At 66.6% G+C, this 13,771-nt stretch carries 12 protein-coding genes; 6 read left to right on the plus strand and 6 right to left on the minus strand.

From position 1 onward, the window contains the following. Positions 1 to 28 precede the first annotated feature (28 nt). Positions 29 to 538, plus strand: coding sequence for an alpha/beta hydrolase (locus ON31_RS35095; RefSeq protein WP_051038209.1), 510 nt, complete (start codon positions 29 to 31; stop codon positions 536 to 538). 164 nt (positions 539 to 702) lie between these two features. After that, complete coding sequence (locus tag ON31_RS32460; protein ID WP_039819024.1) at positions 703 to 930, plus strand: hypothetical protein; 228 nt, start codon at positions 703 to 705, stop codon at positions 928 to 930. A gap of 63 nt (positions 931 to 993) precedes the next feature. Here the strand turns inward: ON31_RS32460 and ON31_RS32465 are convergent, their stop codons facing one another. The 3 genes from ON31_RS32465 to ON31_RS32475 all read right to left on the minus strand — a co-directional run bounded on the left by ON31_RS32465 (position 994) and on the right by ON31_RS32475 (position 5,202). Beyond that, positions 994 to 1,746: a hypothetical protein gene (locus ON31_RS32465; protein ID WP_147287257.1), complete on the minus strand. Its 753-nt coding sequence runs from the start codon at positions 1,744 to 1,746 to the stop codon at positions 994 to 996. Between the two features lie 96 nt (positions 1,747 to 1,842). Continuing rightward, positions 1,843 to 3,585 (minus strand): acyl-CoA dehydrogenase family protein, encoded by a 1,743-nt coding sequence (locus ON31_RS32470; RefSeq protein ID WP_169335061.1) that lies wholly within the window; start codon positions 3,583 to 3,585, stop codon positions 1,843 to 1,845. 243 nt (positions 3,586 to 3,828) lie between these two features. Continuing rightward, positions 3,829 to 5,202: a cytochrome P450 family protein gene (locus ON31_RS32475; protein WP_306306438.1), complete on the minus strand. Its 1,374-nt coding sequence runs from the start codon at positions 5,200 to 5,202 to the stop codon at positions 3,829 to 3,831. Between the two features lie 414 nt (positions 5,203 to 5,616). Here ON31_RS32475 and ON31_RS32480 point away from each other — a divergent pair, with 414 nt between their 5' ends. Both ON31_RS32480 and ON31_RS32485 read left to right on the plus strand, forming a co-directional pair. Beyond that, positions 5,617 to 5,886 (plus strand): hypothetical protein, encoded by a 270-nt coding sequence (locus tag ON31_RS32480; RefSeq protein WP_039819028.1) that lies wholly within the window; start codon positions 5,617 to 5,619, stop codon positions 5,884 to 5,886. 300 nt (positions 5,887 to 6,186) lie between these two features. Then, the gene (locus ON31_RS32485) at positions 6,187 to 8,319 is read left to right on the plus strand and encodes a hypothetical protein (protein WP_039819030.1); all 2,133 of its coding nucleotides are present in this window, start codon (positions 6,187 to 6,189) and stop codon (positions 8,317 to 8,319) included. Here the strand turns inward: ON31_RS32485 and ON31_RS35100 are convergent. From ON31_RS35100 to ON31_RS32500, 3 genes are all read right to left on the minus strand, one after another. After that, a complete protein-coding gene (locus ON31_RS35100; protein ID WP_051038211.1) occupies positions 8,262 to 9,065 on the minus strand; it encodes an OST-HTH/LOTUS domain-containing protein in 804 nt (267 codons plus the stop codon). The genes ON31_RS32485 and ON31_RS35100 overlap by 58 nt on opposite strands. 158 nt (positions 9,066 to 9,223) lie before the next feature. Then, complete coding sequence (locus tag ON31_RS32495; RefSeq protein WP_039819031.1) at positions 9,224 to 10,381, minus strand: coiled-coil domain-containing protein; 1,158 nt, start codon at positions 10,379 to 10,381, stop codon at positions 9,224 to 9,226. 793 nt (positions 10,382 to 11,174) lie between these two features. After that, positions 11,175 to 11,510: a hypothetical protein gene (locus ON31_RS32500; RefSeq protein WP_039819032.1), complete on the minus strand. Its 336-nt coding sequence runs from the start codon at positions 11,508 to 11,510 to the stop codon at positions 11,175 to 11,177. Positions 11,511 to 12,275: 765 nt separating this feature from the next. Here ON31_RS32500 and ON31_RS32505 point away from each other — a divergent pair. Together ON31_RS32505 and ON31_RS32510 are read left to right on the plus strand one after the other, a co-directional pair. After that, entirely contained in the window at positions 12,276 to 13,094 is an 819-nt protein-coding gene (locus ON31_RS32505; protein ID WP_039819033.1) for a ParA family protein, read from the plus strand. Continuing rightward, positions 13,091 to 13,609 carry a hypothetical protein gene (locus ON31_RS32510; protein WP_039819035.1) on the plus strand — a complete coding sequence of 173 codons (519 nt, stop codon included), beginning with the start codon at positions 13,091 to 13,093 and terminating at the stop codon, positions 13,607 to 13,609. Before ON31_RS32505 ends, ON31_RS32510 begins: the two co-directional genes overlap by 4 nt. The last annotated feature ends 162 nt before the right edge of the window (positions 13,610 to 13,771 follow it).

Below are 13,771 nucleotides of genomic sequence, written 5' to 3' on the forward strand. Positions count from 1 at the left end.
TATCGGCCTACGAGCACTCCAGCCCGTCATGGAGGGGCTGGCATCACGGGGGTATCGGGTGTTCGCCGGTGATCACCGCGGTCAGGGAACGAACGCGGTGAAGCGCGGACACCTGGACATCACCCTGACCGGCATGACTGCCGATGCCATGTCCGTCATCGACGGTCTGGGCCTGCGCAAACCGCACGTCGTCGGGCAGGGGCTAGGCGGACTGGTCGCGCTGGCGCTGGCGGCCTGGCGGCCCGATCTCATCGCCTCGGCCACAGCGATCGCCGCGTCGGCCGAAGCCGACGACCATCGCGAGACCAGCGCAAGCATCCTCGATGATCTCCGTGGGTGCCGCCTGCCCGTGCTCGCTCTCTCCGGCGCAGGCGAGCGCCCCACCCCCCACCACATCAGCGGAGCCGCGGTTGCCGCCGTCCCGGGCGGGCGGCAGGTCACTAACGTGGCGCTGGGCCAGCTGGACGTACTGATCGAGCATCTCGAGGAGCAGTTCGCCATCGCTGATCACGCCAGCGGCGATGCCACCGATGGCTGAGGACGCTCTCGACGACCTGGCAGCCCCGACCGCTGACCACCACCACACCCATGGGAGTGAGCGGATCAACGAGGGCAGCGGGCATAATGGGCTGTGCCGCAGAATGATTCGTGCACCACGGCGAGCAGTTCGGGCACCGTGAACGAGCAACAAAGGATTACGAAATGACTCCAGAGCCCATCGACTCCCGCGCCGCCGAACTTGCGCCACACGAGACCGCCCGCCGGATCGCCGAGGCAGCGGAGCATCTCATGAACGACGAAGGCGACGTCTTCGCTGCGGAGGCCCTGATCATGTCCATTCCCCCCGGCAGTGCGGCTGACATCGCCCCCATCGGGGAATCCGGCGCTGGCGAACCAGGCGATGCGGCAACGGATCAGCCACGCGGGTAGTCGCAGATAGCCAGGTCGCCGCCAGCGGCGGGTCCGTCGTCGGATGACCGGGCCCGATGAAGCTCAGGGTTCGAACCATCGTGCGGCCCGTTCACGGACGGGCCAGAATCGCTCCGGCCGATACGGGCCGCCCGCTGTAGTGGGGCACGGCGACCCGATGTGGTAGGGCAGCTCGCCATCGGCGTAGAGGTCGTCGACCTCCACCGGCGACAGCGCCCGCTCGCCCACCGCGCGGAAAGACCACCCGCCCGGGTTCGGCTCCCACCCGTCCGGGTCGATCTCGTACACGCGCCGCACGCTGCCGCCCACCGCGATCACCGCGTGCCGCGCGCACGTGCGCACATGTACCCCGACGCGCCACACACCCCGGTCCGCGTCGTACTGTGCGGGGACGCCCATCTCGCCGATTCCCGCGCGCGGATCATCCTGCTGGGTCTCCTGCGCGCGGGCCTGGTGCGAAATGACCACGACGCAGTGGCAGATCGTCAAATCCCCCCACCGGTCGCGCGCGGCTTGATCGGTCAGCCCGGCCGCGCGCGCAAGATCCTCCTGTGTTGCGCCGTGCGCGAAAGCGTCCGCGGCGACCCGATTCTCGAGCGCCGACACCGCAGGCCGCAGGACACCGGCCAGCTCGCCGAGCGCGGCGAGGTGAGTCATCCGCTGATCCGCGCCCGGCGAGATCTGGGTGTGCAGCTCGATCAGATCGAGTATCGCGCGGATACGCTCGATCGGCGCTGCGGGCAACCGATCGAACTCACCGTGCAGCAGCCTTAGCCGCGAACCCGCAGGCAACCGGCGACCGGGATCGGTACACATACGGACAGACTAGTCTGCGCCAGCTGGGCACGATGACCGTATGACGTTGTGCAGCAACGCCATACGGTTCTGATTCCATCGCGTGTGATGCAGCCTTCAGCGGCGTGCGCGGGTTCTGACGGCGGCGAATTGCTCGGCGTCCCAGCCGACGTGATCCATCCACGTCTGGATGTAGTCGCCGGTGAACAGCGGGCCAGGCAGCGCGGGGAGCGCGAACGCGGCTACCAGCGTGGGCAGCTGTTCGGCGATCACGCGCAGGTGGCGCGAGAGTTCGGTGGTGATCGCCGCCGCATACTGCGGTGTCAGGCGGCGGTTGGCGGTGTACCAGGTTCCGTGCGCCTCGATTCGACCCAGGGCGTAAGCCGCGGCCGCCGAAGCGGCGAGCTTGCGGGCGGTCGGGTCCGCGGTGGTGAACGCCGCCGTCGCCATGGCGGTGGCGGCCAGACGTTCGGCTGTCGCAGTGGCCAACTCGATGGCCGCCGAGTCGCGACCGAGAGCGCTGCCCGCTGCCTGGTGGCTGCCAGAACTCAACGCGGCGGCGATCATACGCTCACGATCGGCGAGCATCGCCACGTACCAGGGCAGCTGTGTCGGTGTGCCCGGCAGTTGCAGCGCGGTCAGAGCGCGGCCCTGTTTGCCCGCCGTCACCTGCATGATCTGGTTCTCGCCTTCGGCAGTCCGGATCGCGGCGAGGTTCCCGATCCAGTCGACGAGGTGATTGATACGCAGCGCGCCTTGAGCGGCTGCCCGGTCGCGGCACATCATCAGCACGTCGTTGGCGGTGTTGGACAGCAGCGGTTTGGCGAGCATCGACCACAACGCGTGCTCTGCGGCGGTGGCGGTGGAATCCGTGCGCAGATCACGCAGGCGGCGGCCGAGCACGCTGGTCGCATACACCGCGGCGAGCCCGGTGGCGAGATCCCGCTGCACCGCGTCGCGGTCGGCCATCAGCGTGCCGGAGCCGGGTCGCCGTTGGCGGCTGTAGTTCACCAGTCCGGCCAAACCTGCGCGGGCGCTGGCGATAGCAGCATTGGCGAGGTCGAGGCGGCCGTTGCCGAGAACGCTGATCGCGCGGTGGAAGCGGCTGCGCGGCGGTAGATCGCAGCTGAAATTCCCGTCGGCGTCAATCTGCGCCCAATCCCCGCCTAGTAGGGCTTCGCGAGGTAGCCATACCCCGTCGAACTTGATCAAGGCGTGGTCCATGGGCGCGGAGTCCTTGTCGGGCAGCCGGACTACACGCACGCCCTCGGCCAGCCCCTCACGCGTCCGCAGCTTCAGCAGGAAGGGCAGCACGCCTTCGTCTCGCCCGCCAACGATGAGTCGTGCGGTGACCACGACTGTTTTCGGCACGCGAACGTCGGCAACATTAGGCATGAACTTGATGGCCTCGGCGGCCGGGGTGGTCAGCCGGAAGCCGCCGGTGGCCGGTTCCCAGGTGGCGGTGGTCTGATGATCGGCGCCGTTGGTGCCGCCGAGTTCGGTCAGCATCAACACGCCCAGAGCCTCAGCGGTGTCCAACTCGGCCAGACACTCTTGCTGGTAGCGAGATCCGTTGCCCAGAGCAAGAATTGCGCCGATCGCCAGGTCGAAATGGCCGGTGAGGACGAGCAGCAATCTGGGCGCAGCGATCTGCGCCCAGTCACACAGCGCCCCGCGCAGTTGGGCATCGGCGGCGATCTCGCGGGCCGGACGGCCCAGCCCCGCGATGACCGCGCGCAGCAGGGCCGGGGCGTGTTCTGCTTGTTGCGCGAAAGTGAGGCCGGAGGTGGGCTGGTCGGCCAAGCCGGCGACGATGTCACGGACCCGGGTGTGCATCGCGATGTGCTCGCCGAAGATCACCCCCTGTAATGCTGCGACGGTGGCAGCGGAATCGGTGTGCCGCAGCGGTGGTTCGGCGAAGGTTCCGTCGACGGGAAGATCTGTCGTGGTCATGGCACTCACCTATCTTGCGATGCTGCCCGTGCCGCTCGAATGGTGGGGCGCGGCACGTTCAATTGTTACTTTTCGGACCATTTGCCGGTGGGCTTCCGGGCCGACTGGGAGGCGGGTTGTGTGTGGGGGGCTATCGCCGGTGTGAGGTTGTCACCGGATGTGCAGCCGAGGGGATGGAGGGAAGGTGACGGGGAGCGCCTCGAGTGCGCGGTGGAACGGCCCGGGCCGCCATGTGAGGCCCTCCGGCGCGACGGCGAGCGCGAGTTCGGGCAGCGCGTCGAGCAACTGGTCGATGGCGTCGCGGGCGATCAGCTGCGACACCGAGCGAGCGTTCGACGGACACGCGTGCGGGCCCGTCCCCCACCCCAGATGCCAACCGTTGCCAGCGTATTCACCGGTGTTGATCTCGGGACTGTTGTTGCAGGCCGCCATGCTGGTGATCACCGGCTGGTCGACCGGCAGCCACACGCCGTCGACCAGCATCGGCTGGCGCGGGTAGGTCAGGCAGTAGTTGGCCAACGGCGGGTCGGTGGTCAGGATCTCGTCGAGCACCGACTGCGTTGAAGGTGGGAAGCCGTTGATGGCGCTGAACCGATGCGCGTCGGTGAGCATCAGCAGCAGACTATTGGCGATGAGGTTCTGCGGGATCTCGATCCCGGCGCTGTAGCAGGTGACGAGCTGGTGGATCATCTCGAGATCGGTCAACCGGGAGGGGTGCTGGACCAGCCGCGTGGCGATATCGTCACCAGGCTCACGGCGCTTGAGATGAGTGAGTTCGAGCAGTGCCGAATCGAGCATGTTGTTGACCGTTGCGGTGTCAACACCCTCGAACAGAGCCGCACTGGCGGCCGCGACCCGCTCGCCGATCTCCGGCGGGCACCCGATGATCTCGTTAAGCACGGAGAACACCAGCGGCAAGCAGTACTGCGCCAACAGATCCGCAGATCCGTCGGCACAGAAGCTATTGATGATCGCGACGGCGTTCCGCTCCACATTGGCACGCAGCCCGTGCAGATCGACCCCGCGCAGCGCATCGTTGGTCGCCTGGCGGTAGCGGTGGTGGTCGGCGGTATTGCCGTTGGTACGCAGGGCGTTCGGCCGCCATTCGATCATGGGCATGATCGGCAGGTTCGCCGGCACGGTCTTCTGCCACGCCCGCGGATCAGCGGAGAAGTGCTCAGGGTCATTGAGGATGCGGACCGCGGTGTGATACCCGATCACCAAGGTGGCCGAGATTCCGGGCCAGAGCTCGACCGGAACCAAAGTACCGTAGCGTGATCGCATCTCGCGGTACGCGGCATGCGGATCGGCCGCGAACTCGGGGGTGTAGAGCGGCACTCGCGGTCCGAGCTGCTCAACCGCCAGGGTCGGAGTGTCGTCGTCGTGTTGGTGGACGATGTATTGCACAGGGGGTCTCCCGTAGAAGGGTGCATGAGTGGGAAGCGGTGGGATGTCCGTCGATGACGAAGGACGGCACCGCAGGAACGGACGTGTGCTCCACGGCAACTTGAGCTGCGGGGGCACTGCGAGCGAGCTGGTCGAGCGCTTCTTCCACGACGGTCGCTACCGACGTGGTGGGGCAGTGATGGGAACCCGCACCCAAGGCCAGATTCCTCTCTGTGCCGTGCCGTGCCCGACGCGATCAAGCACGATGCTGGACCGATTGCCCTCGGCGTGCCGGATACGTTCGATTCAGCTCAGTTAGCTAGCGCCGCTTGATGTTACCGATCGGAGCTACCGCGCGCACCGCCAACGAGTGAAGAGCAACACCGCCGCATCGCACTGTTCATCGCCCCCACCCGCTCACCGACCTGCCGGTATCCGCGCCGTCGGCCAGGTGGTAGGTCCGAGGATCGTTGGAGGGACCGAGATGTCGCCGCGAATCGGTTAACCAACATCAGCGTGTCGCGGCGCGCTGCATGGCCCGCCCGTGCAAGGATGTTCGGCATGGCTGGGAAGAAACAGCTGCCGTACACGCGCAAAACGTTCGGCTTCAAACTGCACCCGAATGTCGACAAACTGATCGACGATCTCGCCGCGCAGAAAACCGGCGGCGACCGCAGTAGGTGGCTGACGTTGATGGTGTCGGAGCAGAGCGGAACCCCGGTCGATGAGCTGCTCGTGCCGGACGACAAGAACCAGACGGCCATGCCGCCGTCGACCGGCGAGAAGAAGGCCAGCTCACGCAAGCGGAAGTCGGTCGCCTGAGATGGTGGCAGACGCGATGTAGGACGCGAGCCACCCAGCCCGTAGATGTTTGCGGGTTCTAACTGAATAACGACCTTGGGCCGAACCAGCCGAAGAATGGCTGAGGGCCCTCGCGCCTTGGACAAGTGCGAGAGCCCTCAATAAAGCCTCAGGGGAGAGCTGCAACCCTACTCCCCATCTTGGTAAGGCCCCTCAGCAACCCATAGACCAAGGACAAGTCTTTTGCTGAAGGAACCTAGGGTCGATGGTACCGCACTGCCAAAATCCAGCGCTACTGGATCGGTTCGTGTCGGTACGCCTGTGACCCCCCTGACACAAACAGTCAGCGAATCCACGCTGACCCTCAGCACCGAGAGCGGCGCTCTTGGTGAGCCGGCCGACGAGGCCGCAGCACGTGCCCTGTGGGCCGCCTTGACCGTGTACATCGCGGGCCGGGCGTGGATGCGGCTGTACGTGCCGCCCGCCCATCGTGGCGCGAAGGGCAAATACGACGACGCCAAGCGGCTAACGACCCGCAATCTGCCCGATCGGCCCGCAGCGGTGTGCATCTACGACGGCACCGGCCGTACCGGCGTGCTCGTGTTCGATTTCGACCCCAAGCCGCGGAACGGCTCTGCGGCCGCATGGGCCGAAGCACGCGCCGCCGTGGAACGCGACGCCGCGCAGCTGATCAGCTGGGTACGGCAGGCCGGTGGGCAGGTGGTCGCTGATCGCAGTCCGCGCGGCGGCATCCATGTGTATGTCCCTCTCGCTATGGGCGAGAGGCTGCGGTGTGCCTCGTTGCGGCCGTTGTATCGGCAGCTTCAACGACTGCTGCCGTCACTCGACATCAAGCCGATGGATGGCGAAAAGCAGGGATGCATCACGCCGCCCGGTGCCCGCTGCAAAGGCGGCGGATTCCGCACCCTCTACGGCGGGATGAGCGTGGCCGACGCTGTCGCTGCGTTCAAAACCCGTTCCGTGCCCCGGCTCGTCGCTCATCTACGAGCCCTCCTCGCCGACGAGGGCGAACTCGACGTACCCGAGACCACCGACGAGTTCCCGGTCGTGCCTGCGGTCGTCGAGCGTATCGGCGCCGACGAGCGTTTGCCCGCAGATCTGGTGACCGCGAGAGCCCTTCGGCCATGGGTTCCGGCCTTCCTGCGCTACGGCACGGTGCCCGAGCTGACCGACCCGGCCGGAGACCCGTGGACGCCCAGCCATGCGCGGCTGTCAGTGCTCAACCAGCACGCCGCACGCGGCTGGAGCCTCGCAGATATCCGAGCCACCAAGACCGATCCGGACTGGGCCGCGTTCTGGGCCGCCTACGCGTGCCGCAACGACCGAGTGAGGCGCCTGCGCGGGGATTGGGAGCGTGCCTTCGCCGCTGCCAAGACTCGCATGAGCAGCAAGGCGGAAAAATCGTCTCAACCCGCCCATGAATCCAACCAAGTGCACACAGGGGGGTTGGGGGACCTCCGAGATCTACGCTGGAAGCTCGCTGCCGCCCGCAAGTGGGTCCTGCTGTGCGGGGAGTTCCCCGGCCGCCAGCAATGGACAGCCCTGATCGTGGTGACGGCGCTCGCGGCGGCGCTGTCGATGACCGGAGGAGACTCTGCCGCCGTGGGCAAGCGCTGGTTGTCGGTCGCGGCCGGTCTGTGCGGGGAGGAAGCCGTCAGCACCGTCCTGCGCAAACTGCGGTCCACGCCGGGGTCGCCGGTCCGGTTTCTGTCCCGCTGGGACGCCCGCTCGCACTGCGGAGACCGCTATACCCTGGTCTCCCCTCGCTTGGAGGGCACGATCGTGCGAGCGGCGGACTGGGAGGCCCTGGCGGCGCGTCCGGAGCCGCTCGAGGCGATCTGGACCGAACTCGGGTTTGCGTCCTGGTGGGTGTACACCGTCTTGCAGGCCATCGAGCCCGGATTCGGCGAGACGGTGGCACCGGAGGAATTGGCGGCGGCCGCCCGCGTGAGCCTGAGTACGGTGCATCGCGCCAGCCGCCGACTTCAGCAGGCCGGCCTGGTCGACTTCGGTCACGGATGGATCGCGCGGTCCGGGCGTTCACCGCGGCGGGTGCCGGACCTCAGCGCGCGAACCGAACAGCGCCGCGCTGACCGGATCGTCCGTCACCAGCGCGAACGCGCTGAGTTCTGGAGCTTCTGGGATCTCGTCACCGCCAACTACGACGCCCGCGAGATCAGTGGCTACACCAGTGTCGAGGAGGTGAACCGGGAGACCGACGACTACCTAGCGGCCGCCTTCCCCGACGTGCGACCACCAGACGACGACGGCGGCGGCGATGACCTGGCCGCACTCACCCTGCTCCAGCTCGAGCTCGGTGCCGAGATCATCGACAACGCCCCAGAACAGCGGGTGATGCCCGCTGTCGGGCAGGGTCAGGGCTTCACACGCACGTACGGGATGGCGGACCTGTCGGGCCCGCCGTCGCGGTGATCTACCTCGAATTCACCGCAACCCAAGATGAACCGTCCAAGCGAGGGGTAGTCGGTGCCGGTGACATCCACGGCTGCGTGCCGCTGACGGATCCAGTTGCACACGTTCGACAGATTGGCCCAGCCGTCGGGACCGGCCTTGGCAGTCGTCGCGGCGCGCAGCTGGTCGAGAAGCCCGGACTCGAGTGTCAACGCAGGCGTTGACCCCGCCGTTCTTCGTCGAGACTTCCGTGCTCGCGCGGGGGGCGGCGGCGTATCCAGCTGTGCCCGCAGCTCACCGAGCCGCTGCTCCAGTAGGTAATCGAACAGGAAGGCCGGATTCCCGCTGTTGCGGAGATACGAGACCGCTGCGCGATGGTCGTCGATGAACCCCGCCAACCCACCGTGCGTATCCCTGATGGTCCGGCAATGCGTGGCTTTGACCCGCGCCGCGGGCCGGAGGTCGTCCAGCGCCCGGCACAGCAGGGCGCCCTCGGGAAAGTCGTTTACGGCCAACCATTCGGTGGTGTCGTCGCTGGTGCTGGCTGGAAATGTGGTCGAGTACATGATCGTGTAGCCCAGATCGGCGATGGTGCACACGAGAGCGTGTTCGTCCTCGCGCACCGTCGCGTCGGGCATACGCGCAAAGAACTCCTCCCATGCCTGCTGCGTGCGGCCGCCATCGAACGCGCCGACAGCTGCCGACATGTCGGCTACGCCGCCGACCACGTTGACGACCACCACCGCGTTCTTACCTTCGGTATCCATGTACCGCCTCCTTTGCCCGTCGACCCTTCACCGGGATCCGCCGCCATGCTGCGAATCCTCTACCGCCAATCACCAGCGCAACTCACCCCCGCGCCGCGCTGATCGCCGCCCAGCTGCGCGCAACACGCGGGGTCACCGAGACCACGAACTTGTCGCAGCTACACCGCCGGCCGCCGTCGGCCGCCGACCCGGACCCGAGTCGCTGGTGCTCGCCGGACCTGACTCAGCGCCTCTTCGGCGGCCGCGACCCGGGCCTCGGCCTCCTCCCGTACCCGCCGGAGCTCGCTCATGTACTGGGCCTCCAATTGGTTCCGGTCCTCACGGTGTTCGGTTGCAAGACGGGCGATTTCGGCATGATGTCCGCGATGCAGTTCGGCGATGTCGGCGTGCAACCCCCTCACCTGCACGTCGTACGAGCCGCGGAGCTGATCGAGCTGGAGGCGCAGAGCCTCGGCGGTGCGTTTCGACTCGGCGGCCGATTCCGCCGCGTCCTGCCGCGCCTGATCGCTGCGCTCGGCGGCCCGCTCAGCATCCGCACGCCGGGCATCCGCCTCCTCCGTCCGGGACTCTGCGTCCTGGATCCGGGCATCCGCCTCGGCTCGTACGTCGCGGATCTGTTGCGCGGCCTCGGCTTCGGCCCGTTCAACCCGCGCGGCCGCGTCCTGCCGCGCCGCAGCGATGTCGGCTTCGGCGTGCGCCTGGTGCTCGCTGACCCGCTGCTCGGCCGCGCGGGCGGCCGCTGCGGCCTGATCGGCCCGCCACTGCGCTTCTGCCACCAGCCACCGAGCCAGCTCTGTTGCCGCCTCTGACTGGGCGATAGCCTCCCGCGCGGCCTCGTTCGCGTCCTCCAAATCGGCTCGCGCCGTCCGGGCTTCGGCTTCGGCGTCATTGGCCCGCAGGTTGGCGGCCGCGATGTCGGCCTCGGCCTGCTGCTGGCGGTGCCGGAGCTCGGCGGCGAGGGCCTCGTCGTCTCGCGACACCTGCAACGTGTCTGCGAACTGGGTCAACCGCGCCCCCATGGTCGCGATTTGAGATCGCATGTCCTCGAGCTGCACCTCGAGTGACGCTCGCGCCATCGACACCCGCGCCGCGGAATCGGCAGCCATCTCCGGTGCCGGACCGGCATCGGCGGCCTTCTGCCTGGCCTTCCAGGCGTTCGCCCCATTGTGCGGCGGCCCGCCGACCACATCCGGCTCGTGGCAGTACTCGTTCGGTGCTCCCCGCCCGCCCGCGCCGCGCTTGGCGGGCCGCGTGCACCCCGGATACTTGCAGATCTTCGGCTCCACCTGCGTCGCCGGACCGTTTTCGCTGGTCATGCCTCGATTCTAGCATTCTATATCCGAATTTCATATCTTTTATTTATTTTCATATCCGATATGAAAACCGATACGAAATAAGCGGGTCAGGCAGCCGACCGTCGCGGGGGTAGGACGAGGTCAGTTCCCCCGGGTGAAGTGGCGGATTCGCAAGAGAAATGGTGATTCCGCCAGATCGCATGCGGGCGGAAGTGGCGAGCCCCAGGTCGCTGCGGGTGAAGCCTCGCCAGATAGCTCAGGAAGCGGCAGGCGATGGGCCCCCCTCCTAACCCTTCATCGTCACGTGACATACATAGTCCCGATCCGGGGGGGGCTCGCGGGGGTGCGCCGATCGACCCCCAAAGTGAGGCACATTGAGGGGGGGGCTCATCCCCGGTGCAGGCTTCAGTGCTGTTGGGCGGCGGCGTGCGCGTATCGCGGCGGGGCCCCGCGAAGGTTTGGGCGGAGAGAGCTCTCCAGCCCTGTTGGGGGAACGTCGTCCCTTTGTTCCCCCGCTACCCCCCCACGTGCGGGCCCCGGAGTAGCAGGCCGTCGAGCTGGTCGGCGAAGTTCTCGGGTAGGTAGAACGGGCTGTGGGGCGCGATTGGGCGAAGCGCTACCCGCTGAACGGTATCGACCCACCGGGCGCGCCACTGCCCCCGGGCCGGGCGGGTCAGGACTGCCGGTATCCAGACCGCCCATTCGTGCTTGGTAGTTGGTCACAGCCAGATACCGGCGAGCACACGCAGGATGTGGCGTAGGAGTCGATGCGCGCGTTGCGCGCGGCATCGGTGCGTGCCGAGTGTTCCTGTCGCTACGGCAGATCGAGCACCAATCGCCACTCATCGGCGGCCGTCGCGCCTCGGACCGGCTCGCGTACGAGCTTGGTCGCGTCCCGCAACCGGGCCTCGACGTCCCGCGCTTCGGCCGCCACCAGATCGGCCGCGTCCCCCTGCACGAGCACGGTCACCACGCCCGGCTCGGTCCTCACCCGCACCCGCTCACCCGCACGCGGACCCGCGACGGCCATCGACCAGGACACCCGCCGTCCCGCCGCGGCCGCCACCCGCAATACCCACGCCAGCCGACGCGCCTGATGTGGCGACATCTCCACGTGCAGGCGGTTGGGCAGCATCAGGTCCACGGTCACCTCGCGGCGGCCGCCGTGGTCGTAGCCGTAGGGAGGCCGTCACCGCCCGACTGTAGCCAGCGCCCCCGACGCGCGGAGGCCCGAACCACACAACGGTTGCGACCTCAATTCGGCCCGCCGTCTCTATCGCACCCCACCTTCATCAGACCACCCCTCCCCCCTTAGAGAACGAAGTACTGGCAATTCTGTCTGCCGTGAAGACTGTCGATCGAATGTAATGCCGATACTCCGGTAGATAGTCAATGAGACAGGCAGCAAGAACGATCTAGCGGCAGACCGATTGTCAACTTGACAAGCAATCTATCTGAATTGCCGATCGGAACCCTGGTAGCCAGGAATGCAGACAAGACGGACTTAAAACCGAACGGCTGAACTGTCGGTATTGATGCTATTCGACAGTCCATCAGAAAGTCCATACATTCAACTATTCGGTAAAACGGCCTAACGATCAATCACCTGCCATGGCGTTTCGCCGATCATCCGATCTTCCGGAAGTTGAGTCCTGCGGACGCTCGGGCGCGCGCACGGACGCCCGTCCGGGCGCGCGATTATCTATCATGCTGGTCCAGTAGTCAATAGGTGGAGTGGATCTTCTGCCGGTAGGTAGAAAACAAGATCAGGTCCACGGTCAGCTTCAAAGCCGGACAGCAGACTCGGCGAACCGAACGTCGACACGCCGATCCGGTTGCTAGGTGGTTGGTATCCCGAAGCTCTATGCTGCCAGTCGATTACACCGATTCGCGAACAGAAGTAGGAGAGGTCGGGATGACTCGCAGGATTGCGATAGCGAACCAGAAAGGCGGCGTAGGCAAGACCGCTACCGTGCTAGGGCTTGTCAGCGCGATCCTCGTCTACATCCGCTTGCTACTCAAGGCGAACCCTGGTCTACGGAAGCGGAAGGTGCTTGTCGTCGACTGCGATCCGCAGTGCAACGCCACCAACGGTCTCGGCGTCGACGTCGAACACGATGACACCATGACCGTCGCTGACCTCATCCGGGAGGGCAAGCCCGGATCCGCTGCCGAAGCGATCATGCCGACGAAATGGGACGGTGTCGATCTCATCCCCGCGACGACCCACCTCGCTGGTGTCCTCGAGTCCGGCGGCATGGACGTTGCCTACAACCTCGACATCGCGTTCGAAGACGTAGATCTCTCGGAGTACGTCGCGATCTTCTTCGACTGTCCGCCCACGCTGGGCAGCGGACTGTTCATCCCGCTGGTTGCTGCCCGCGAGATCTTGGGTGTCGCTGCACCGGAAGTGGATTCGGTGAAAGGTATGCGGCAGCTGCAAAAGACGGTCGACAAGATCAAGCAGCGTGCGAATCCCAATCTGGAATGGGCGCGGATCGTCATCAACAAGATGCAGGTCGGCGGCGAGTATGCCTTCCGCGCCAACGAGATCCGCGAGACATTCGGCGATCTGGTCTCGCCGACAGTGATCAACTCCTACGTGACCCGCGCCGACGCCCACGGAGCGCAGACGCCTGTCCACGACTACCCAGGCAGCAAGACCATCTACTACCGCGATGTGTACGACAGCCTCGCCGCCGAACTCGGACTGATCGAAAGGGATGCAGCATGAGCCCCCGTCCTGACCGCATACCCGCTGGCGGCCACCCTGCCGACACGATTCCCGAGCGCCCCCCTCGCGCCACACACGCGCAGGAAGAGGCCGCGCCGCAGTTGACGGCCGTGCGCGAGCCGCAGGTGTCCGCTCCCGAGCCAGACTACGAGGAGAGCGACGAGGCCGAAGTGTTCGACGGCGAGGGGGCTGCCGCCACCGTTCCCCAGGAACCGGCCAAACGTAGCCGCAAGGCAACACCCGCCAAAGCAGTGAAGGCCGCCGCTGCGCCACGGCAGACGACGGCGGTCCTGGACGCCAAGCAGAAGCTGAAGCTGCTCTCCAATGATGCATACTCAGCCGCGCAGGCCACCAAGCGTGCGAACGAGCGTGTCGAGGCACTCGCGGACACAGCGGTCGAGATGCGCAAGGCGGGCCTGTCGGCCTATCAGATCATGGGCGAGATCGAGAAGGCCGCCGAGCACGCAGGGGTCGACCTGCCCATGGCTGACTTCCTCGCCCTGCTGAAGCTCTGACCCCGCGTCCTTCACTGCCATACCCGCACGCACCCTCTCGTCTGGAGAACCTGTAGTGATTGCTGTGCTCACCCGCCCTGCCTCGCCGGTCGCCGCCCCATCCAGGCCACCGGCCGCGCCTGCTGGGTCCGAGGAATTCGCACACGCCGTCACCGCTGTTCG

Origin of the sequence: Nocardia otitidiscaviarum NBRC 14405 (assembly GCF_000308635.1) — a bacterium.
Lineage (GTDB): Bacteria > Actinomycetota > Actinomycetes > Mycobacteriales > Mycobacteriaceae > Nocardia > Nocardia otitidiscaviarum.

Coding starts and splice junctions, on each gene's coding strand:
- ON31_RS35095 (WP_051038209.1), top strand. CDS start 29: ATGGAGGGGCTGGCATCACGGGGGTATCGGGTGTTCGCCGGTGATCAC.
- ON31_RS32460 (WP_039819024.1), top strand. CDS start 703: ATGACTCCAGAGCCCATCGACTCCCGCGCCGCCGAACTTGCGCCACAC.
- ON31_RS32465 (WP_147287257.1), bottom strand. CDS start 1,746: ATGTGTACCGATCCCGGTCGCCGGTTGCCTGCGGGTTCGCGGCTAAGG.
- ON31_RS32480 (WP_039819028.1), top strand. CDS start 5,617: ATGTTCGGCATGGCTGGGAAGAAACAGCTGCCGTACACGCGCAAAACG.
- ON31_RS35100 (WP_051038211.1), bottom strand. CDS start 9,065: ATGGATACCGAAGGTAAGAACGCGGTGGTGGTCGTCAACGTGGTCGGC.
- ON31_RS32495 (WP_039819031.1), bottom strand. CDS start 10,381: ATGACCAGCGAAAACGGTCCGGCGACGCAGGTGGAGCCGAAGATCTGC.
- ON31_RS32505 (WP_039819033.1), top strand. CDS start 12,276: ATGACTCGCAGGATTGCGATAGCGAACCAGAAAGGCGGCGTAGGCAAG.
- ON31_RS32510 (WP_039819035.1), top strand. CDS start 13,091: ATGAGCCCCCGTCCTGACCGCATACCCGCTGGCGGCCACCCTGCCGAC.